Source organism: Klebsiella sp. K5-306 (genome assembly GCF_051835185.1).
In the GTDB taxonomy this organism is placed as follows: Bacteria; Pseudomonadota; Gammaproteobacteria; order Enterobacterales; family Enterobacteriaceae; genus Klebsiella; species Klebsiella oxytoca.
Map to the genome: position 1 here is coordinate 89,589 of NZ_JAIFJY010000015.1, position 19,706 is coordinate 109,294.

The 19,706-nt window shown below is 53.0% G+C and carries 18 protein-coding genes; 9 read left to right on the plus strand and 9 right to left on the minus strand.

The window, feature by feature from the left end; genetic code table 11:
- Nucleotides 1–34: 34 nt before the first annotated feature.
- Nucleotides 35–3,289 carry a ribonuclease E gene (gene rne, locus K2184_RS21405; protein WP_163525362.1) on the minus strand — a complete coding sequence of 1,085 codons (3,255 nt, stop codon included), beginning with the start codon at nucleotides 3,287–3,289 and terminating at the stop codon, nucleotides 35–37.
- A 697-nt stretch (nucleotides 3,290–3,986) separates the two neighbouring features.
- Here rne and rluC point away from each other — a divergent pair.
- Complete coding sequence (gene rluC / locus K2184_RS21410) at nucleotides 3,987–4,940, plus strand: 23S rRNA pseudouridine(955/2504/2580) synthase RluC (protein WP_196552856.1); 954 nt, start codon at nucleotides 3,987–3,989, stop codon at nucleotides 4,938–4,940.
- Between the two features lie 11 nt (nucleotides 4,941–4,951).
- Here rluC and K2184_RS21415 read toward each other — a convergent pair whose 3' ends face one another.
- Nucleotides 4,952–6,097 carry a dienelactone hydrolase family protein gene (locus K2184_RS21415; RefSeq protein ID WP_163525366.1) on the minus strand — a complete coding sequence of 382 codons (1,146 nt, stop codon included), beginning with the start codon at nucleotides 6,095–6,097 and terminating at the stop codon, nucleotides 4,952–4,954.
- Nucleotides 6,098–6,319: 222 nt separating this feature from the next.
- On the minus strand, nucleotides 6,320–6,904 hold the full coding sequence (locus K2184_RS21420) for a Maf family protein (RefSeq protein ID WP_004101073.1): 585 nt from the start codon (nucleotides 6,902–6,904) through the stop codon (nucleotides 6,320–6,322).
- 141 nt (nucleotides 6,905–7,045) lie between these two features.
- Here K2184_RS21420 and yceD point away from each other — a divergent pair, with 141 nt between their 5' ends.
- The 8 genes from yceD (at nucleotide 7,046) to fabF (ending at nucleotide 13,534) form a co-directional block, all read left to right on the plus strand.
- Nucleotides 7,046–7,567, plus strand: coding sequence for a 23S rRNA accumulation protein YceD (yceD, locus tag K2184_RS21425; protein WP_004101075.1), 522 nt, complete (start codon nucleotides 7,046–7,048; stop codon nucleotides 7,565–7,567).
- A 16-nt stretch (nucleotides 7,568–7,583) separates the two neighbouring features.
- Nucleotides 7,584–7,757 (plus strand): 50S ribosomal protein L32, encoded by a 174-nt coding sequence (gene rpmF / locus K2184_RS21430; RefSeq protein ID WP_004101077.1) that lies wholly within the window; start codon nucleotides 7,584–7,586, stop codon nucleotides 7,755–7,757.
- Between the two features lie 202 nt (nucleotides 7,758–7,959).
- The gene (gene plsX / locus K2184_RS21435) at nucleotides 7,960–9,057 is read left to right on the plus strand and encodes a phosphate acyltransferase PlsX (RefSeq protein WP_024274027.1); all 1,098 of its coding nucleotides are present in this window, start codon (nucleotides 7,960–7,962) and stop codon (nucleotides 9,055–9,057) included.
- 53 nt (nucleotides 9,058–9,110) lie between these two features.
- Nucleotides 9,111–10,064, plus strand: coding sequence for a beta-ketoacyl-ACP synthase III (locus K2184_RS21440; protein WP_004101080.1), 954 nt, complete (start codon nucleotides 9,111–9,113; stop codon nucleotides 10,062–10,064).
- A 15-nt stretch (nucleotides 10,065–10,079) separates the two neighbouring features.
- The gene (fabD, locus tag K2184_RS21445; protein WP_004112164.1) at nucleotides 10,080–11,009 is read left to right on the plus strand and encodes an ACP S-malonyltransferase; all 930 of its coding nucleotides are present in this window, start codon (nucleotides 10,080–10,082) and stop codon (nucleotides 11,007–11,009) included.
- A 12-nt stretch (nucleotides 11,010–11,021) separates the two neighbouring features.
- Nucleotides 11,022–11,756 (plus strand): 3-oxoacyl-ACP reductase FabG, encoded by a 735-nt coding sequence (gene fabG / locus K2184_RS21450; RefSeq protein WP_004101082.1) that lies wholly within the window; start codon nucleotides 11,022–11,024, stop codon nucleotides 11,754–11,756.
- Between the two features lie 210 nt (nucleotides 11,757–11,966).
- Nucleotides 11,967–12,203, plus strand: coding sequence for an acyl carrier protein (acpP, locus tag K2184_RS21455; RefSeq protein WP_000103754.1), 237 nt, complete (start codon nucleotides 11,967–11,969; stop codon nucleotides 12,201–12,203).
- A gap of 89 nt (nucleotides 12,204–12,292) precedes the next feature.
- The gene (fabF, locus tag K2184_RS21460; RefSeq protein WP_004101085.1) at nucleotides 12,293–13,534 is read left to right on the plus strand and encodes a beta-ketoacyl-ACP synthase II; all 1,242 of its coding nucleotides are present in this window, start codon (nucleotides 12,293–12,295) and stop codon (nucleotides 13,532–13,534) included.
- A gap of 102 nt (nucleotides 13,535–13,636) precedes the next feature.
- Here the strand turns inward: fabF and K2184_RS21465 are convergent, their stop codons facing one another.
- From K2184_RS21465 to K2184_RS21490, 6 genes are all read right to left on the minus strand, one after another.
- Nucleotides 13,637–14,107 (minus strand): fimbrial protein, encoded by a 471-nt coding sequence (locus K2184_RS21465; protein ID WP_224226998.1) that lies wholly within the window; start codon nucleotides 14,105–14,107, stop codon nucleotides 13,637–13,639.
- A gap of 81 nt (nucleotides 14,108–14,188) precedes the next feature.
- The gene (locus tag K2184_RS21470) at nucleotides 14,189–14,698 is read right to left on the minus strand and encodes a fimbrial protein (RefSeq protein WP_004101088.1); all 510 of its coding nucleotides are present in this window, start codon (nucleotides 14,696–14,698) and stop codon (nucleotides 14,189–14,191) included.
- Between the two features lie 13 nt (nucleotides 14,699–14,711).
- The gene (locus K2184_RS21475) at nucleotides 14,712–15,689 is read right to left on the minus strand and encodes a fimbrial protein (RefSeq protein ID WP_163525367.1); all 978 of its coding nucleotides are present in this window, start codon (nucleotides 15,687–15,689) and stop codon (nucleotides 14,712–14,714) included.
- Nucleotides 15,690–15,709: 20 nt separating this feature from the next.
- Nucleotides 15,710–18,262 (minus strand): fimbria/pilus outer membrane usher protein, encoded by a 2,553-nt coding sequence (locus K2184_RS21480; RefSeq protein WP_163525368.1) that lies wholly within the window; start codon nucleotides 18,260–18,262, stop codon nucleotides 15,710–15,712.
- Between the two features lie 34 nt (nucleotides 18,263–18,296).
- A complete protein-coding gene (locus K2184_RS21485; protein WP_163525370.1) occupies nucleotides 18,297–18,971 on the minus strand; it encodes a fimbrial biogenesis chaperone in 675 nt (224 codons plus the stop codon).
- A 76-nt stretch (nucleotides 18,972–19,047) separates the two neighbouring features.
- Nucleotides 19,048–19,590 (minus strand): fimbrial protein, encoded by a 543-nt coding sequence (locus K2184_RS21490; protein ID WP_004112172.1) that lies wholly within the window; start codon nucleotides 19,588–19,590, stop codon nucleotides 19,048–19,050.
- Nucleotides 19,591–19,706 lie beyond the last annotated feature (116 nt).

Below are 19,706 nucleotides of genomic sequence, written 5' to 3' on the forward strand. Positions count from 1 at the left end.
AAAAGACCGGCCGCTGGGGCCGGTCTGGTAGGCGTTACTCTACGGGCTGCGGACGGGTAGGCCCGGCAGCGGCTTTATGGGTCGCGCTATGGCCACCAGCAGCGCCCTTACCGTCAAAATCAAAGCTCGGGCGAACCCAGTCGCTTTGACGAGGCGCTTCAGGGACGTAGTCTGGCGCAGGCGCGCGGGTCATCGGCGCGGTGGCGTGACGATTGGCGACCTTAACGACCGGCACAGTCGTGACAACAGGTTGAGTCTTCACTACCGGCTCTGCCGCCGGTGCCGGCTCAATCACCGGTTCGGAGACGACAGGCGCTTCTTCAACAACGGCCGCGGCTTCTTCAACCGCAGCAGGTTCAGCGACCGCTGCTTCCGGCTCGACAGCCTCTTTCGCCACGACGTCGACGGCTTCTGCGACAACCTCTTCGGCGACGGTTTCATCAGCCTCGGCAATCAGCTGCGGCTGTTCATCAACCGGTGCGGCGATAGCTTCCGGGTGCGTGGTTTCGACAACCGGAGCTTCAGGTTCGTTCATCATCGCCACAGGCTCAGAGATGACGACCGGCTCAACAACGCGCTCTTCAACTACCTCCGGGGCAACCACTTCAGAGACAGCCGGTTCAACGGCGGCCGCAGGGGTGATAACGGGGTCAACCGCGGTGGTAGCGAACTCCTGTACCTGCGCTTCTTCTTGCTGCTGGTCCTGCGGGCGAACGACAGGGTAACGGATCCACACTTTACCAGATGCCATTTCCGGCGATGCGCAGGCTACGGTCAGCGGCATCGGGGATTGCGTCGGGTAACGCTCATCACGGTAGCGACGACGGCGTTGGCCGCTTACGCGCAGGTGACGAGGGGAACGGCGCGAACGACGCGGCATACCGTTAGCTTCGCGTGCTTCGCCGGTATCGTCATGTTCCGCAGCGGTTTCAACAACTGCCGGCAGGTCGACTTTCGCCAGTTCCGTGCGCGGAGCTGCGGCTTCGGGTTGGACGGCTGGCGCTTCGATGACCTGAGGCGCGGCTACCGGCTCGACAACCTGCTCAGCGGCAGCAGATTCAATACGTACCTTCTGCGACAGCTGGCGCGGCTTGCGACGCGGCATGGTCTGCACGCGTTCTTCCTGCTCGCTATCCTGTACGACCGGTTCTTCACGAGTTTGCGCTTTAGCTTCCTGCTGAACCTGACGCTTCTCGTCGTTACGACGGCGATTGCGTTCACGGCGCGGCGGTTGATCGTCGCGAGCTTTGCCTTTATCGCTATCTTCTGCCGTTGTCTGGCGGATGTCGCGAGGTTCGACGTTCTGCTGCTTCTCGCGGCGGTTACGACGGTTTTCTTCGCGAGATTCACGAACTTCGCTATTCTCGGCACGATTGTCGCGGTTGTCACGATTATCGCGGTTATCGCGGTTATCGCGGCGGTCGTTGCGATCGCGGCGGTTGTTGGCGCGCGGTTTGCGACGTTCCTGCTGGCGCTCGGATTTCTCCTCCGCTTTTTTCTCAACCTGGACTTCAGCCGGCTTAGTTTCTTCTGCGCCGGAGAAGATATTTTTCAGGGCGCTGAAGAAGCGTGCAACCAGACCCGGCTGCGCTGGCGCTGCCGACTTAGGTGCGGAAGCGGCTGGTGTTCCGACGGCAACCGTAGCTTTAGCAGGCTCTTGCTGAGCCGGCGCTGGTGGGGCATCAGGCATGACAAAAGCGGCCAGCGCCGGTTGCTCCGGAAGTTTACGCTCGGCCGGCTCTTCATCAGAAGGCATAGCCATCTCTTCTTCGTGCAGTTTCGGCAGCAGATAGCTCAGCGTGGAGGTCTCTTCACCCTTACGTACGCGCAGAACGGAGTAGTGCGGCGTTTCCATCTGATCGTTTGGCACGATGATGACGCGTACATCGGCCTGGCGGGTTTCAATGGCGCTTACCGCAGCACGTTTTTCGTTCAGGAGGTACGAAGCAATCGGCACCGGAACGATAGCGTGAACTTCTTTAGTGTTCTCTTTCAGCGCTTCTTCTTCGATCAAGCGCAGAATGGAAAGCGACAGCGATTCGTTATCGCGTACGGTACCCGTTCCGCTACAGCGCGGGCAGACGTGATGGCTGGACTCGCCAAGCGACGGGCTCAGACGCTGACGCGACATCTCCAGCAGGCCAAAGCGTGAAATGTGGCTGATCTGGATGCGCGCTCTGTCCTGGCGTACGGCTTCGCGCAGGCGGTTTTCTACCGCACGCTGGTGACGTACCGGGGTCATATCGATGAAGTCGATAACGATCAGACCGCCGAGGTCGCGCAGGCGCAGCTGGCGAGCAATTTCATCGGCCGCTTCCAGGTTGGTGTTAAACGCCGTTTCTTCGATGTCGCCGCCGCGGGTAGCACGGGCGGAGTTGATATCGATAGCGGTGAGCGCTTCGGTGCTGTCGATTACGATAGAACCGCCGGAAGGCAGGCGCACTTCACGCTGGAAAGCGGATTCAATCTGCGACTCGATTTGGTAGTGGCTGAACAGCGGAATTTCACCGGTGTACAGCTTGATTTTGCTGCTGAAATCCGGACGCCCAAGAGCCGCGATATGCTGGCGCGCCAGCTCAAGCACTTTCGGGTTGTCGATAAGAATTTCGCCGATATCCTGACGCAGATAGTCGCGGAAAGCGCGCACAATCACGTTACTTTCCTGATGGATCAGGAACGGAGCAGGGCGGCTTTCAGCGGCTTTCTGGATGGCTTCCCAGTGCTTCAGGCGGAAGCTTAAGTCCCACTGCAGCGCTTCGGCGGATTTGCCGACGCCAGCGGTGCGAACGATAAGTCCCATGCCATCCGGCAGCTCAAGGCTGGCCAGCGCTTCTTTCAGCTCGGTACGATCGTCACCCTCGATACGGCGTGAAATACCGCCAGCGCGTGGGTTATTCGGCATCAGTACCAGGTAGCTGCCCGCCAGGCTGATAAAGGTGGTCAGCGCGGCGCCTTTATTGCCGCGCTCTTCTTTATCAATCTGCACAATCACTTCCTGACCTTCACGCAGCACGTCCTTGATGTTAGGGCGGCCGTGAGAACTGTAGTTGGCAGGGAAGTATTCGCGGGCAATTTCTTTAAGAGGGAGGAAACCATGACGCTCGGCGCCATAATCAACAAACGCGGCTTCGAGACTAGGTTCAATACGAGTGATTTTGCCTTTGTAGATGTTCGCTTTTTTCTGTTCGTGCCCGGGGCTTTCGATATCCAGGTCGTACAGGCGCTGCCCATCAACAAGGGCGACGCGCAACTCTTCCTGCTGAGTTGCGTTGATTAACATTCTTTTCATCGTAACTTACTCATTATTCTTACATTGACGACTAAGCTACGGGCAGAGTAACGCCTTACCGGGGGAAACCGATGGCCTCGTGTCTGTTTCACGTCGCCAACCTCACGGTTGTCGCGCGCTTAAGAGGCGCAGAGTGTCGGTCGCCTGTATTTCAAACGGAAACACAGCGCAATTATCAGGGGAACTGCCTGGGATGTATCACCAGAGAAGATTCCATTTATACCCATCGTTTTTCAAGCAGCAGGCGTGGCGGCTTAACCTGCTCATTCTAATCATTTGATCGAAATGAGCGCCGGGATATCCCAGTGTGAACGCCTTCCTGCGACGTGAAATCCATAGAGCCTGTACCGGTAAGGACTGCAACCCGCAGCCCGCTAACTGTCTGAAAGATCAATACGTCTTACGCCATTGCTGCGTTGATGATCGGTCAGACAAAATTGGTCATTCCGCTAATTTCTTGTTCTAACAAGTTTCAGCACGGAAAACGGCATCATTATTCCATTGCTAAGCTCGTTATAGCAAGTTGACTTTCACCTTTTATCACCCGGTTACCCACAGTTTTTTCACCCGCGTATACGGATTGTTCTAATAACAAACAAAACGATGATGAAGCATGCGGCGAAAACCGGATGATAATAAATATAAGCATATAAAAATGAGTGGCGCTAATGCGTCGGGCTATTTAGAATCGCGCACCATGAAAACTGAGATCCCAAGCGTAAAAATGGTTGCCATTGCTGATGATGAAGCAGGGCAACGTATCGACAACTTTTTGCGTACGCAGCTGAAGGGCGTACCAAAGAGCATGATTTATCGCATCTTGCGAAAAGGCGAGGTGCGGGTCAATAAAAAGCGCGTCAAGCCTGAGTATAAGCTGGAAGCCGGCGACGAAGTGCGCATTCCGCCGGTCCGCGTCGCGGAGAAAGAAGAAGAGGCGATCTCTCCCCACCTGCAGAAAGTTGCTGCGCTGGCCGATGTGATTTTATATGAAGACGATCATATTCTGGTGCTTAATAAACCTTCCGGGACAGCGGTACACGGCGGCAGCGGGTTGAGCTTCGGCGTGATTGAAGGTCTGCGCGCGCTGCGCCCGGAAGCGCGCTTCCTTGAGCTGGTGCATCGCCTCGATCGCGATACCTCTGGCGTTCTGTTGGTCGCCAAAAAGCGTTCCGCGCTGCGTTCCCTGCACGAGCAGCTGCGCGACAAAGGAATGCAAAAAGACTACCTGGCGCTGGTGCGCGGGCAGTGGCAGTCCCACACTAAAGTGGTGCAGGCTCCGCTGCTGAAGAATATTCTGCAGAGCGGTGAACGCATCGTGCGGGTTAACCAGGAGGGGAAACCGTCGGAAACGCGTTTTAAAGTCGAAGAGCGTTATCCCCATGCGACCCTGGTGCGCTGCAGCCCGGTAACCGGCCGTACCCATCAAATCCGCGTGCATACCCAATATGCCGGTCACCCTATCGCTTTTGACGATCGCTACGGCGACCGGGAATTCGATAAGCAGCTGTCAGGCACCGGCCTTAACCGGCTGTTTCTGCACGCGGCGGCGCTGAAGTTTACGCATCCGGGTACAGGGGAAGTGATGCGTGTTGAAGCGCCTTTAGATAACCAGCTTAAGCGTTGCCTGCAGGTTTTACGTAACGCGAAGTGATACGGACTTGCTCAGGGCTTGAGCCACTTATCAAGCCAGGGGAACACTTCATCCTGCTGTTCTTGATAAAAGACGTGGCCCAGTTCCGGCCACGTTCTGGTCTCCAGCTTATCCTGCGCGTTCTGTGACGCCCATACGTTATGCACCTTAGCGAAGGCGTCATTAACGGCTGCAGCGGGAAACAGCTTATCCTGCCCGCCGCTATAAATCAGCATCGGCCTGGGCGCTGCAATGCTGGCGATGTCGGGAATATCAAGATGTCCGGCCAGGCCCGGATGAAGCATATAAAACGCCGATTGACCGCGCAGAACGTTGTTGCCTGGCTGCATCAGGCCGTTCCAGGTACCAAACCAGGAGATCGCGGCAGTGGCGGCGACTTTGTCAGACAGGGCGGCCAGTTGCCAGGCGCGAAAACCACCCATTGAAAAACCCAGTACCCCAATGCGTTTATTATCAACCTCTTTTAACGTACTGACGAAATTCACGGTTCGCAGATCTTCATAGGCGACTTCCCCTGCCAGCGAGCGCCCAAGGTTAAAATAGTTACTGGCCAGCGCCTGCTGCTGCTCGTAGGTCATGGGGCCGCGATCCCCCCAGCCCGGGCTATCAATGGCGATGACAACATACCCGCGCTGCGCCAGCTCATCGCCGATGAACCGACCGCTGAAAAATTTATCTGCCCATGCCTCGGCGCTGGCCAGGCGTGTGGCATCCCGCAAAGGACGAATCAGTTTCTCCTTGCCTATGTCAAATTTTGAGCCATGGTCGTGCAGCAGGACAATGGCCGGGTGAGGGCCTGCTGATTTGGGCGTTAACATCAGAGCGGCAATCCGGTTTTCATCTGTGACGTTAAATGCCAGTTTCTCGGCGCGATAGGTGCCCCGATCTTCGCTCATCAGCGTTTGTGGGGTGAACGGGCTTGCTGATGTCGGCGTTAGCAGGGATTGCCGAAGCAGCGTGCGGGCGTGCTCTCGCCATTGATCGAAATGACGATAGTTTCCAGAGAGCCACGAGTCCGGATACGTCATCTGCGCTTTCAACTGCTGCCAGGAGGCGGGTAAATTGCCTTCTACGACGCCCTGGCGCTGCCAGTCGTTCGCGTTGACGCTGGCGGCGGCCAGCAGGGTGAGGGTCAAAAGCGTAGCGCGAAAAGGCATAGTGGCTCCATTTTTAAAATAAAACGTTGTTTTATTATTTTAATGGTGCGGCAAAAATAAACTGTGACAGGTAAGGCATTACTGTTGTGGGGGAGTACGCGTTGAACTGCTGCGTGGCGTTAAACAAACTCGACGCGGATGGTTCTGTGACTTAAGTTCTTGATAAACGGCGTTATGGCATCGGGAAAAACACACTCTCTCCGATGCCATGCGTCATTATGTTCAGGTGAGCAGGGGATTGAATCCTTCCCGGCGCAGCATTTGACATAACGCGATGAGCGGTAAACCGACCAGCGCGTTAGGATCGCGGCCCTCGAGTCTCTCGAACAGCGTGATGCCTAATCCTTCGCTTTTGAAACTGCCGGCGCACTGCAGCGGATTTTCTTTGCGGATATAGCTTTCAATTTCCCGATCGCTTAAATGGCGGAAGTGGACGTCAAAGGGTTCACATTCAGTTTGTAGATGACCCCTGGCAGAGTTATATAGCGCGAGGCCGGTGTAGAACGTGACGATGGTGCCGCTGGCCTTTCTCAACTGGCGATGGGCGTTCTCTTCGGTATGCGGTTTGCCGGTAATTTCACCGTCCAGGACACAAACCTGATCGGAGCCTATAATGAGGTGCTGCGGATAGCGTGCGGCGAGGGCCTGCGCTTTTGCCTGCGCCAGACGCATCACCAGCTGGCGGGCGGGCTCGCCGGGCAGCGGGGTTTCATCTACGTCCGGCGCCGCGCATTCAAAAGGCACCGACAGCTTTTCCAGCAGCATTCGCCGCCAGGGCGAGGTTGACGCGAGGATCAGTTCAGACATATTTTTTCATCCACATATAGCGCTTCGCAGAGCATCATTTTAAACTATGCGCCGCAATGTGTGCGAATAAATGGCAAAAGGCAACCTGAGGCTGCCTTTTTCTTTGACTCTATGACGTTACAAAGTTAATATGCGCGCCCTATGCAAAAGGTAAAATTACCCCTGACTCTCGATCCGGTTCGCACGGCTCAAAAGCGCTTAGATTACCAAGGTATCTATACCCGTGATCAGGCTGTGCGCGTCGCTGATTCTGTTGTCAGCGTGGACAGCGATGTGGAATGCAGCATGTCGTTCGCTATTGATAACCAGCGTCTTGCCGTTTTAAGCGGCGATGCGACGGTGTCGGTAACCCTCGAATGTCAGCGTTGCGGGAAACCGTTCCCCCATCATGTTCACACAACGTATTGTTTCAGCCCCGTCAGAAATGACGAACAGGCCGAGGCACTGCCGGAAGCGTATGAGCCGATTGAGGTTAACGAATTCGGTGAAATCGATCTGCTGGCGCTGGTTGAAGATGAAATTATCCTCTCCTTGCCTGTAGTTCCGGTGCATGATTCTGAACACTGTGAAGTGTCCGACGCGGACATGGTCTTTGGTGAACTGCCTGAAGAGGCACAAAAACCAAATCCATTTGCCGTATTAGCCAGCTTAAAGCATAAGTAATTGAGGAGTAAGGTCCATGGCCGTACAACAGAATAAACCAACCCGTTCCAAACGTGGCATGCGTCGTTCCCATGACGCTCTGACCGCAGTCACCAGCCTGTCTGTAGACAAAGCTTCTGGTGAAAAACACCTGCGTCACCACATCACTGCCGACGGTTTCTACCGCGGTCGCAAGGTCATCGCTAAGTAATCACGCATTACTCCATGGATTTCGCGTTGCAAGAAGACGCAAGCGAGAGAAGCGCCGGGAGCATAGCTCACTATGTGACTGGTGTGAACGAGCGCAGTCAACGCACTTGCAGCGCGAAAGACGAAGAGTAAAAGCGTGATGAAGCTTAGTGAGGATCTCCCCGGGTAACTGGGGAATAACCGAACCGAGCAGCGACGATACCTTGACACGTCTAACCCTGGCGTTAGATGTCATGGGCGGGGATTTTGGCCCTTCCGTGACAGTGCCTGCAGCATTGCAGGCACTGAACTCTAATTCACAACTCACACTTCTTTTAGTCGGCGATCCCGACACTATCGCGCCATTACTTGCCAAAGCTGATTTTGAACAACGTTCACGTCTGCAGGTTATCCCTGCGCAGTCAGTTATTGCCAGTGATGCCCGGCCCGCGCAAGCGATTCGCGCCAGTCGCGGTAGCTCAATGCGCATTGCGCTGGAGTTAGTAAAAGAAGGACGGGCGCAGGCCTGCGTCAGCGCGGGTAATACCGGAGCGCTAATGGGGCTGGCGAAGCTGTTGCTCAAACCCATTGAGGGGATTGAGCGCCCTGCGCTGGTTACCATGCTGCCGCACCAGCTGAAGGGCAAAACGGTGGTGCTGGATTTAGGCGCCAACGTGGATTGCGATAGCACTATGCTGGTGCAGTTTGCCGTCATGGGGGCGGTCCTTGCGGAAGAAGTTATTGGTATTAAGGATCCCCGCGTTGCGCTACTGAATATCGGCGAAGAAGAGATGAAAGGTCTCAGCAGCATTCGCGACGCGGCGGCCGTTTTGAAAACTTTGCCAACCCTCAACTATATTGGGTATCTGGAAGCCAACGAGTTGTTGACGGGTAAAACGGATGTGTTGGTTTGTGATGGATTCACGGGCAACGTCACATTAAAAACGATGGAAGGTGTTGTCAGAATGTTCCTTTCACTGTTGAAATCACAGGGAGAGGGGAAGAAAAGGTCGTGGTGGCTGCTTTTATTAAAGCGTTGGTTACAAAAAAGCCTGTCTAGGCGATTCAGTCACCTCAACCCCGACCAGTATAATGGTGCCTGTCTGTTAGGATTACGCGGTTCCGTGATCAAAAGTCATGGGGCTGCCAATCAGCGCGCTTTTTGCGTGGCGATAGAGCAGGCAGTGCAGGCTGTGCAGCGGCAGATTCCTCAGCGAATTGCCGCTCGCCTGGAATCTTTATACCCTGCAGGTTTCGAATTGCCTGAGGACGGCAGAAGCGGGAACGCCAGGCCTCAAAGCCCGGTGACCGGAAACGACTGACGCCTCGCAGTTTGAGTTAACCAGGTATATTACCCAAGAGTGACTGAGCGTACATGTATACGAAGATTATTGGTACCGGCAGCTATCTGCCTGAGCACGTGCGTACGAACGCTGAACTGGAAAATATGGTCGATACGTCAGACGAGTGGATTGTCACTCGTACCGGTATCCGTGAGCGTCGTATTGCCGCGCCGAACGAAACAGTTGCTACCATGGGCCTTGAAGCCGCTAAGCATGCGCTGGATATGGCGGGCGTAAAGCCGGAGCAAATTGGTCTGATTATTGTTGCGACCACCTCCGGTACCCATGCGTTTCCCAGCTCGGCTTGCCAGATTCAATCAATGCTGGGTATTAAAGGTTGCCCGGCCTTCGACGTCGCTGCGGCCTGCGCGGGTTTCACCTACGCGCTCAGCGTTGCCGATCAATACGTGAAAAACGGCGCGGTCGATTACGCGCTGGTGATCGGCGCTGATGTGCTGGCGCGTACCTGCGATCCTGCCGATCGCGGAACCATTATCATTTTCGGCGACGGCGCAGGTGCCGTGGTGCTGGGGGCTTCCGAAGAGCCGGGTATTATCTCTACGCATCTGCATGCGGATGGGAGCTACGGCGAACTGCTGACGCTGCCGAACGCCGATCGCGTCGATCCGGAAAACCCGATCTTCCTGACCATGGCGGGCAACGAAGTCTTTAAAGTGGCCGTGACCGAGCTGGCTCATATCGTCGATGAAACTTTAGCTGCGAATAATCTCGAGCGTTCGTCGCTGGACTGGCTGGTACCACATCAGGCTAACCTGCGTATTATCAGCGCCACGGCGAAGAAGCTGGGCATGTCGATGGACAACGTCGTCGTCACGCTCGACAGGCACGGTAATACTTCAGCCGCTTCTGTGCCTTGTGCGCTGGATGAAGCCGTGCGCGATGGCCGCATTCAACGTGGTCAGCTTATTCTGCTGGAAGCCTTTGGTGGCGGTTTCACCTGGGGTTCCGCGCTGGTTCGTTTTTAGGATAAGGATTTAAACATGACGCAATTTGCTTTTGTTTTCCCGGGACAGGGCTCTCAGAGTGTCGGGATGCTGTCAGATATGGCGGCCGCTTACCCGGTAATCGAAGAGACGTTCCGTGAAGCCTCTGCGGCGTTGGGTTACGATCTGTGGGCGCTTGCACAGCAGGGCCCGGCGGAAGAATTAAATAAAACCTGGCAGACCCAACCGGCGCTGCTGACCGCTTCCGTTGCGCTCTATCGCGTCTGGCAGCAGCAGGGCGGAAAAGCGCCGATGATGCTGGCTGGCCATAGCCTTGGCGAATATTCAGCGCTGGTATGCGCGGGCGTTATCAATTTTTCCGACGCCGTTCGCCTTGTTGAATTGCGCGGTAAGTTCATGCAGGAAGCGGTTCCGGAAGGTACCGGGGCGATGTCTGCGATCATCGGTCTTGACGATGCTGCGATTGCGAAAGCCTGCGAAGAGTCTGCCGAAGGGCAGGTGGTTTCTCCGGTGAACTTTAACTCGCCGGGTCAGGTCGTTATTGCCGGTAATAAAGAGGCCGTAGAACGCGCAGGGGCGGCCTGTAAGGCTGCAGGCGCTAAACGTGCTCTGCCGCTGCCGGTCAGCGTCCCATCCCACTGCGCGCTGATGAAGCCCGCAGCGGAGAAACTGGCCGTTGAGCTGCAAAAAATAACCTTCAACGCGCCAGCTATTCCAGTCGTGAATAACGTTGACGTGAAAAGTGAAACGACGCCTGAAGCTATTCGCGATGCCCTTGTCCGTCAGCTGTATAGCCCGGTTCAGTGGACCAAAACCGTTGAATTTATGGCATCACAGGGCGTAGAGCATCTGTATGAAGTTGGCCCGGGTAAAGTCCTCACCGGTCTGACTAAACGTATTGTTGACACCCTGACCGCTTCCGCGCTTAACGAGCCGGCAGCTATGTCTGCGGCGCTTGAGCAATAAAAGAGGAAAACCATGAGTTTTGAAGGAAAAATCGCGCTGGTTACCGGTGCAAGTCGCGGGATTGGCCGCGCAATCGCTGAGACGCTCGTTGCCCGTGGGGCAAAAGTTATCGGTACTGCGACCAGCGAAAGCGGCGCGCAGGCGATTAGCGATTATTTAGGTGCTAACGGGAAAGGCATGCTGCTGAATGTGACCGATCCTGCATCTATCGAATCTGTTCTGGGAAATATTCGCGCAGAATTTGGTGAAGTTGATATCCTGGTGAACAATGCCGGGATTACTCGTGATAACCTGTTAATGCGCATGAAAGATGACGAGTGGAACGATATTATCGAAACCAACCTGTCATCTGTTTTCCGTCTGTCAAAAGCGGTAATGCGCGCTATGATGAAAAAGCGTCATGGACGTATTATCACTATCGGTTCTGTGGTTGGTACCATGGGAAATGCGGGTCAGGCCAACTACGCTGCGGCGAAAGCGGGTCTGATTGGCTTCAGTAAATCACTGGCTCGCGAAGTTGCGTCCCGCGGTATTACTGTAAACGTTGTTGCTCCGGGCTTTATTGAAACGGACATGACGCGTGCGCTGACCGATGAGCAGCGTGCGGGTACGCTGGCGGCAGTTCCTGCGGGGCGCCTTGGCTCTCCAAATGAAATCGCCAGCGCGGTGGCATTTTTAGCCTCTGACGAGGCGAGTTACATCACTGGTGAAACTCTGCACGTCAACGGCGGAATGTACATGGTCTGACCGAGATTTGCGCAAAACGTTCAGGAACCGCGCAGTCCGTGCGGTTCTCTGTAATGTTTTGTACAAAATCATTTGCGTTATGAGGGCAAACAGCCGCAAAATAGCGTAAAATCGTGGTAAGACCTGCCGGGATTTAGTTGCAAATTTTTCAACATTTTATACACTACGAAAACCATCGCGAAAGCGAGTTTTGATAGGAAATTTAAGAGTATGAGCACTATCGAAGAACGCGTTAAGAAAATTATCGGCGAACAGCTGGGCGTTAAGCAGGAAGAAGTTACCAACAATGCTTCCTTCGTTGAAGACCTGGGCGCTGATTCTCTTGACACCGTTGAGCTGGTAATGGCTCTGGAAGAAGAGTTTGATACTGAGATTCCGGACGAAGAAGCTGAGAAAATCACTACTGTTCAGGCTGCCATTGATTACATCAACGGCCACCAGGCGTAAGTGAACATCTCCAGGCGGTCACTCGACCGCCTGAGTTTTATCCATATTTTGTCCCACAAGAATCTATTTTCCCTCCCTGGAGGACAACCGTGTCTAAGCGTCGTGTAGTTGTGACCGGACTGGGCATGTTGTCTCCTGTCGGCAATACCGTAGAGTCTACCTGGAAAGCTCTCCTTGCCGGTCAGAGTGGCATCAGCCTGATCGACCATTTCGATACTAGCGCCTATGCAACGAAATTTGCTGGCTTAGTAAAGGATTTTAACTGTGATGACTTCATCTCGCGTAAAGAACAGCGCAAGATGGACGCCTTCATTCAATATGGAATTGTCGCTGGCATTCAGGCCATGCAGGATTCTGGCCTTGAAGTGACGGAAGAGAATGCTACCCGCATCGGTGCCGCTATTGGTTCCGGTATTGGCGGACTTGGCCTGATCGAAGAAAACCACAGTTCGCTGGTAAAAGGCGGACCGCGTAAGATCAGCCCGTTCTTTGTTCCTTCCACAATCGTTAACATGGTGGCCGGGCATCTGACCATCATGTTTGGTCTGCGTGGACCAAGCATTTCCATCGCGACCGCTTGCACCTCTGGCGTTCACAATATTGGTCACGCAGCGCGCGTTATCGCTTATGGCGATGCTGACGCAATGGTTGCCGGTGGCGCAGAAAAAGCCAGTACCCCTCTGGGCGTAGGCGGCTTTGGTGCAGCACGAGCGCTCTCCACGCGCAATGACAACCCACAGGCGGCAAGCCGTCCATGGGATAAAGAGCGTGATGGTTTCGTACTGGGCGACGGCGCAGGCATGGTCGTGCTGGAAGAGTACGAACACGCGAAAAAACGCGGCGCGAAAATCTATGCGGAAATCGTCGGTTTTGGTATGAGCAGCGATGCCTACCATATGACTTCACCGCCGGAAGATGGCGCTGGCGCAGCGCTGGCGATGGTTAACGCTATTCGCGACGCGGGCATTGAAGCAAGCCAGATTGGCTACGTCAACGCTCACGGGACTTCTACGCCGGCAGGCGATAAAGCAGAAGCGCAGGCGGTGAAATCCGTCTTTGGCGACGCTGCCAGCCGCGTAATGGTCAGCTCGACTAAATCCATGACCGGCCACCTGCTGGGCGCGGCGGGCGCAGTAGAGTCTATCTACTCCATCCTCGCGCTGCGCGATCAGGCCGTTCCGCCAACCATTAACCTGGATAACCCGGATGAAGGTTGCGACCTGGACTTCGTTCCGCACGAAGCGCGCCAGGTTAGCGGAATGGAGTATACCCTGTGTAACTCCTTTGGCTTCGGTGGTACCAACGGCTCGCTGATTTTCAAGCGCGTCTAGCGGTCGATGCAGTCAATAAAAAACGGCACGTTTATACGTGCCGTTTTTTTATGTCTGACGTTAGAGGGCAGAGGCATTCGCTATCAAGGCGTCAGCATAATGTTATTTGTAGGTCACAGTAAGTAACAGGGTTGAATGAAAACTCCCTCCGGTGACACGATCGGAGGTGGCAATCATTCGAGAGGACAACTCTATGGTCCTTCCTGTTTCATAAGCAGTTCCAGTCATTCCACCAAAGCAATTTTGCAAATAACCACCATCTTTGCCAAAGGCCGATTGCAGTGCAATACCTGTGGCACTTCCGTCATTTTTTGCCAGACATTTATTGGATGGATCTGGCGTACCGGAGAAGTTAACAATTATGTCCGTTGTTGACGGTGGGCAAGAGGTGAATACGATGGTGTAATTCTGCCACTCGCTGGCATCCCCTGCCCTGGTAAAATCAGATGTCTTTGAATCCGGGAATGTAATGGTCTGATTGAGCGAATGTGCAGTATCTACCGTGCAGGCAGAGGCGACCACCGTCCCCGTCAGATTAATGTCTGTCGCAAATGCCGGAACGGCGGTCATCATTATCCCGAGCGCAGCCGTAAGGCATGAAATAACCTCTATTATTCGCAGTCTCATTATTTATATCCGGTCTCTTAAGTTATCCTACGGATAGGTGATGGTGGCCTGGACTTGAGCTGAAATGGTGCCCGGCAGAGGATTCCATTTAGAGACGGCACGGGCGCGCAAGTTGATTATGTAGACTCCTCCTACTTCGAGATTTTCCAGCGTGGTCCCATTTTTGTAAGCGGTTTCTGACAGGGTATTGGTTAATTCAACCATGACGCGTTGAGCGGTACCGGTATTTTTGTAATAAGCCGGATCGTCATCATCGCTAGTACCCGTGAAGGTCACATTAAAGAACCTGGCCGAAGGGGGGCAAACAAGCTCAAGATCTGCGCTTTTCCATTCACTGCCGCTGCCTGGTTCAAAAATATCTCCGGCCCGAATAGAATCTCCCAGATCAATGGAGAGGGTTTCATTACCGCCATTGACCTCGCAAGGAGAGGCGATAACTTTTCCCGTGATATCGATATTGACCGCGTGGCTTAAAGGCGTGAATAATCCGCAGCTGGCGGTAACTAAGGTTGCCAAAAGTCCTTGTTTAATTTTCATTTCCTTTCCTTGTTTAGTTATAGGTTAATTTGAGTTCGATAGCGGATTTCACTTCGCCAACCGTCACGCTTGCAGTATTCTCAATATAATAAGCAACTTTAAATTCAGGGATTTCATATTCACCTGAACCTGCGTAATCACTGAGTGCTATTGAGCTATTAACCGTATGGGGTGTTCCGTCGGCATTCTGGACCTGAATGTAAACGTTTTGCGCGTAGCCATCGCCATTAACGGCGTTGAGTATTCCATTTGAGGCATCGTGCGCGCCGTAAACGGCACTAAAGTTATAAGAAATACCGTCAATCGCGCCGGGACAGTTGATTAATTTGATGGTCGGAGCTTCAGTAATAGTTTGCGCACCATTTTTCAGCTTATTACCGTAAAGCGCAGGAAGCTTTATTTCCGTCGGTGCGTTTACCGTGCAGGAAGTTGTTTTAGGTTGCGACGCAATCGTTGAGCTATAAATACCGTGAGTGAATACAGCGGTACCCCTTCCATCTGGGTTGTAAAAAGTGGCAGTTACCTGCGGTGCGCTGGTAATTTTACCGGCAGGGATCTTATTTGTCAGCCTGACAAGTCGGTATTTTACGTGGACATAAGTGCTTATATCTGCAGCGACCTGCTGCCCTAAATTGAAGCGACTATTCGGAGTCGATTCTGTGCCTCCACCCGCATCAGTCAGTGTATCCACGCTCGTTTTATATTGAATGCCAATACCCGGATTGCTGGTCGCGAAGATATTGTCACCGACCAGGGGTCCGTTAATTGAAAGGGCAATATAAGAGCCGGTTGTATCACTCCTCGATACCGTTGTCGGCAGCGATCCCGCTTCCTCCCAATAGGTCGTTTCTCCAGGGTTAGCTGGCAGCGTGAAATCACCAAATTTATAGTTCATTACGCTTCCCCTGACCGCATCAAAATAGTCTGCATGCGCGGGGAAGAGGGCAAAGAAAGTGATTGCCGCGATGGGTAAATAGAGTTTTGCTTTCATCTCGTGGCGCCTTTTCCTTTCTATTGGCAGGAGGATGTTAGTTCAGCGACCCCGCTTGCGGGGTCGACGTCAGGTAGCTGCCAGAGAAACTCGCACTGTTCTGACGCTGTTTGCCCCCATTTTGCCGTGGCGGTACCGTTAGTCGGCATGCCGGTAAGATAAACTTGCCCGCCGTCGCCGACGATAGAACCGGACGGCTTGTCGACGCCGTTGATTGAGACCATTGCGCCAAAGGGGACAACGTCACCGCTGCGGCGAATGAGCGTCATTAACACTCGTTTGCCGACGTGAGCCGCAAAGTGGGTGCGGACGATGGCTCCACGAGTGGGCGTAACGGTTTGTGAGGTCAGCTCTACGTCGGCATTATCCGGTAGCGTCGCCGTATCCAGGGAAATCACGCTTTCACGATAGGGGGAGACATACGGAACAATGGTATAGCCGCGATAATCGGTTTTTACCCCTGTTTGATTCATTACCGTCACGCCATCTGCACCGGGCGCTTCGACCAGGGCTGCAGTTTCGCCTAACTCCTGACTGAGCGTCAGGCCGTGAGCGTGGGCGACGATTCCGCCGTCGATACCATAGTTGACGCGGCGCTGATCCCGGTCATAGCTGTACGCCGAATTGACCCGGGCATAGGTGCCCTGATAGTCAAGACTGGCATAACCACCATTGCCTTCACCGTGATTTGTCTGGCTTTGCTGGATGTTCCAGTTCAGATTGTTGTCTGCCAGCGTAGAGCCATTCATCCCCAGATTATGGCTGGTGCTACCGTGCTTACTGGTGTTCAGACTGTAGGTAGCGTAGTTATTACCTGACCAGAGATCGAAAGGAACGTTGATGTTAAATGAGAAGATCTGATCTTTGTCATAAACTTTTTTATGGTCGGTATCGGTGGTGTTTTCGTTATAGCTATAGTTGAGGTTGTAAGTTACTCCTGCCCAGTTGTTACTATATCCCACGCTGATGGAGCGCATTTTACGCTCGCTATTCCAGTAATCCTCACTCATCATGTTGAGGGTGAGCGAACCCAGGTTTTGGCTGATATTCTGGTTAAGCTGAAGCTCGGCGCGATTGCGGCGGCGATCGTTTTGACTTTTCCAGTCGTTATCGCGCCACGTGTCCAGTACCTCTGACAGGCTATAGTAGCCCGAGGTTGAGTATCGATAGCCCGCAATTGAGAAATTGGTTCCCGTTTCAATAATGTTCTTACTGTAGCGTATGCGCCATGATTGACCGCTTTCTTTGCTTTCGTCCTGTTTTCTTGACCATGCCTGCGCGCTGTCTATCGATAGCGCTCCCAGCATTCCTAAATTTTTACCTGCACCCAGAAGGACGGACTGGTAATGTTGAGAGAACTGACCGCCGCTATAAACGGTAAAGCCTGCCGGTAGACCGTAAATGAAGGTCCCTTGCGTAAACGTGTCTTTATTAATATCGCTGTCATAAGGGCGGTACTGGCCGCTGGTCAGACTATATTTCAACCGGCCTTCACGCTGCAGTACGGGAAGGGAGGCAAAGGCGATTTTCTGATGTTGTTCGCTGCCGTCAGCTTCTTTAATCGTGACGTCAAAATCGCCGCTGCTGCCGGTGGGGTACATGTCAGCGATCTCAAACGCTCCCGGAGATACATAGCTCTGATAGATGGTATAGCCGTTCTGTTTAACGATCACCTGAGCGTTAGTGCGTGCAATACCGCGAATTACTGGCGCATAGCCGCGGAGGCTATCGGGAAGCATATCGTCATCGGAGGCGAGCTGCGCACCGCGGAAGGGGACGCTGTCAAAGATGTCCGAAGGCGCGGTGCTGTCGCCAATTGTGAGCTGGCTTTTCAGGGCGATGATATTGCGCTGTGCATAGGTATAGAGTGAATCCCAGCTCTCCTGTGCTTGCCCACCGCTGCTGTTACGGTTCCAGGTCGTGTAGTTGCGGATTCGCCAGGGGCCGATATTAAAACCGGGTCTTAAGTTCAGATAATAGCTGTTCGAGTCTTCTGCGCCGCGTTGACGAGCTTCGGTATTGGCGCCGCTAAAGTTGTAGTTCAGCAGTAGCGCATTAATTCCTTCGTCTAGCCGCTCCGGAGCCACATAGCCGCGGGCATGGTTGTTTAATGCAGCTTGTGGAATAGAGAGGCGTAGCTGCTGGCGATCGAAGACAAATTCCGCATTGGCCTGTGGAATAACCTGTAAGTTGGCGCAATCTTTACCGTCAGCAAGCAGGGGAAATGACTGTGTACGGATACCAAATTTTTGTAATGCCTCAAGGCTAAGACAGGGCTGGAGCGTAGCGTTGCCCTGGCTATCTTTTTGCATTACAAAGTCAATATCATATAGACCGACTGATGTTTTATTGACGATAACGTCAACATGATAGTTTCCCGGTATCTGGCCGATGCCTTCTTCAAAAGCAGAGAGGTCGGTCAGATCCTTTCCCGGCCCATCGATCCCGAGAAAGGCCGGATTAAAATACTCGCGAGCTAATGCGGTATTATGAATAGATAAAGCACACTGCAAGGCAATAAAGCAGGCGATACGACTGAGCGTTATTTTCTTTTTGTAGGCGTCTACATTCATCCCGATATCCTTTCGGTGCTAACACTGGTTAGCGTTATAAACGTGCTCGATGCTCTTTTCCGACGGAGCCATAATCAGTAATCAGCGTCCATACCACATCGCCGCTCGCGCCGGCAGGAATGGCAAAGCTAACCGAGCTCTTCGGTGCAACCCAGGCGGCATTTTTTACCGAAGTATTGCCCATTTTGATGGTACTGAAGTTCATGTAGTACGCTGTAGGATTGCTAACGATCAGAGTATTACCGTTACGCTGCCAGGTTAATTTTTCGGCAATATCTTCCGGCATTTTGATAAGCGCCTGGGGGCGATATATTAACTTGATGCGCGTTTTTATGGCTATTTGCAGGCTATTTACATTATCCTGCTTCTCCGTCGAAGGAATAGATTTAATATTCATCCAGTACAGAGACTCCCGGTCCTGAGGTAAGTTACCGCCGGTGCGAATTATTCTTAGCGTGTTCTCTTGTCCAGGCCCGAGACGAAAGAGCGGTGGAGTAACCATAAAGGGTGATTTATCGTTGTTTTTTTCGCCGCTATCGCTCCAGGATTGTATCAGATATGATGATTTGTCAGGATTTTTTACGCTAATTGAAGTCTCCTTTTTATCACCGTTATAAATAACGCGCGTTCCACCGATAATAACGCCGGCTTGAGCTGATACTGTCATCATTAATAGCGTTGTGGCAATTAATACTAAGCTTTTTTTCATTGGCAATATCCCGAAAAATAAAGCCGGGTTTCCGGCCTTATTTTTATATGGTTGTGATAAATAAAGAAAGGGGCGATCAGTTGTAGGTCAGCGTGAAGTTTACGGTACCATTAGCATCACCGGCTTTCACTGTATCTGTGGTTGCGATATAGCGAGCGAAGAAGTTAAGAGTGGTTTCTTCAGCTGCATTGTTGCTAATAGTTACCGGTCTGGAAGACGTGCCCAGCGGCAGCGCCGAGGTATCGTCGTTGAGTAACTGAATCGCCACGCCTTCAGCAACATTTTCACTACCCGCACCGGTCAACTGTAAATAATCGGTATTGATGCTATCCGGAGTACCGTCATATTTAACGCTAATCGGCTTACCCAACAGGTCTTCCGGGCATTCCGTCAATACCAGCGAGAAGCGAGTGGTCGCCGCCGTGTCGCCAGCAGCCGGCAGTGCGGTTTTAGAGACTTCACCGAGCTTCACATCCTGCGCGCTGGTGACTCCGCCATTAATTTTACAACCGGTTTCTGTTATTTTACCGGTAAAATTAATCTGGCCATCCTGTGCTGATGCAGAAGAGGCAATCCCCATGGTGGCAACAAAAGCGATAGTAGCTAATTTTAATTTCATTGATGAGTCCTTGATAAAGATAAGTGACGATGATTTTTCCATTTCATCGATAGGGAAATAATAATCGTACAGAATTTAATATTAATTTCGGGCAATTTGATTATAGGTATTCTTAG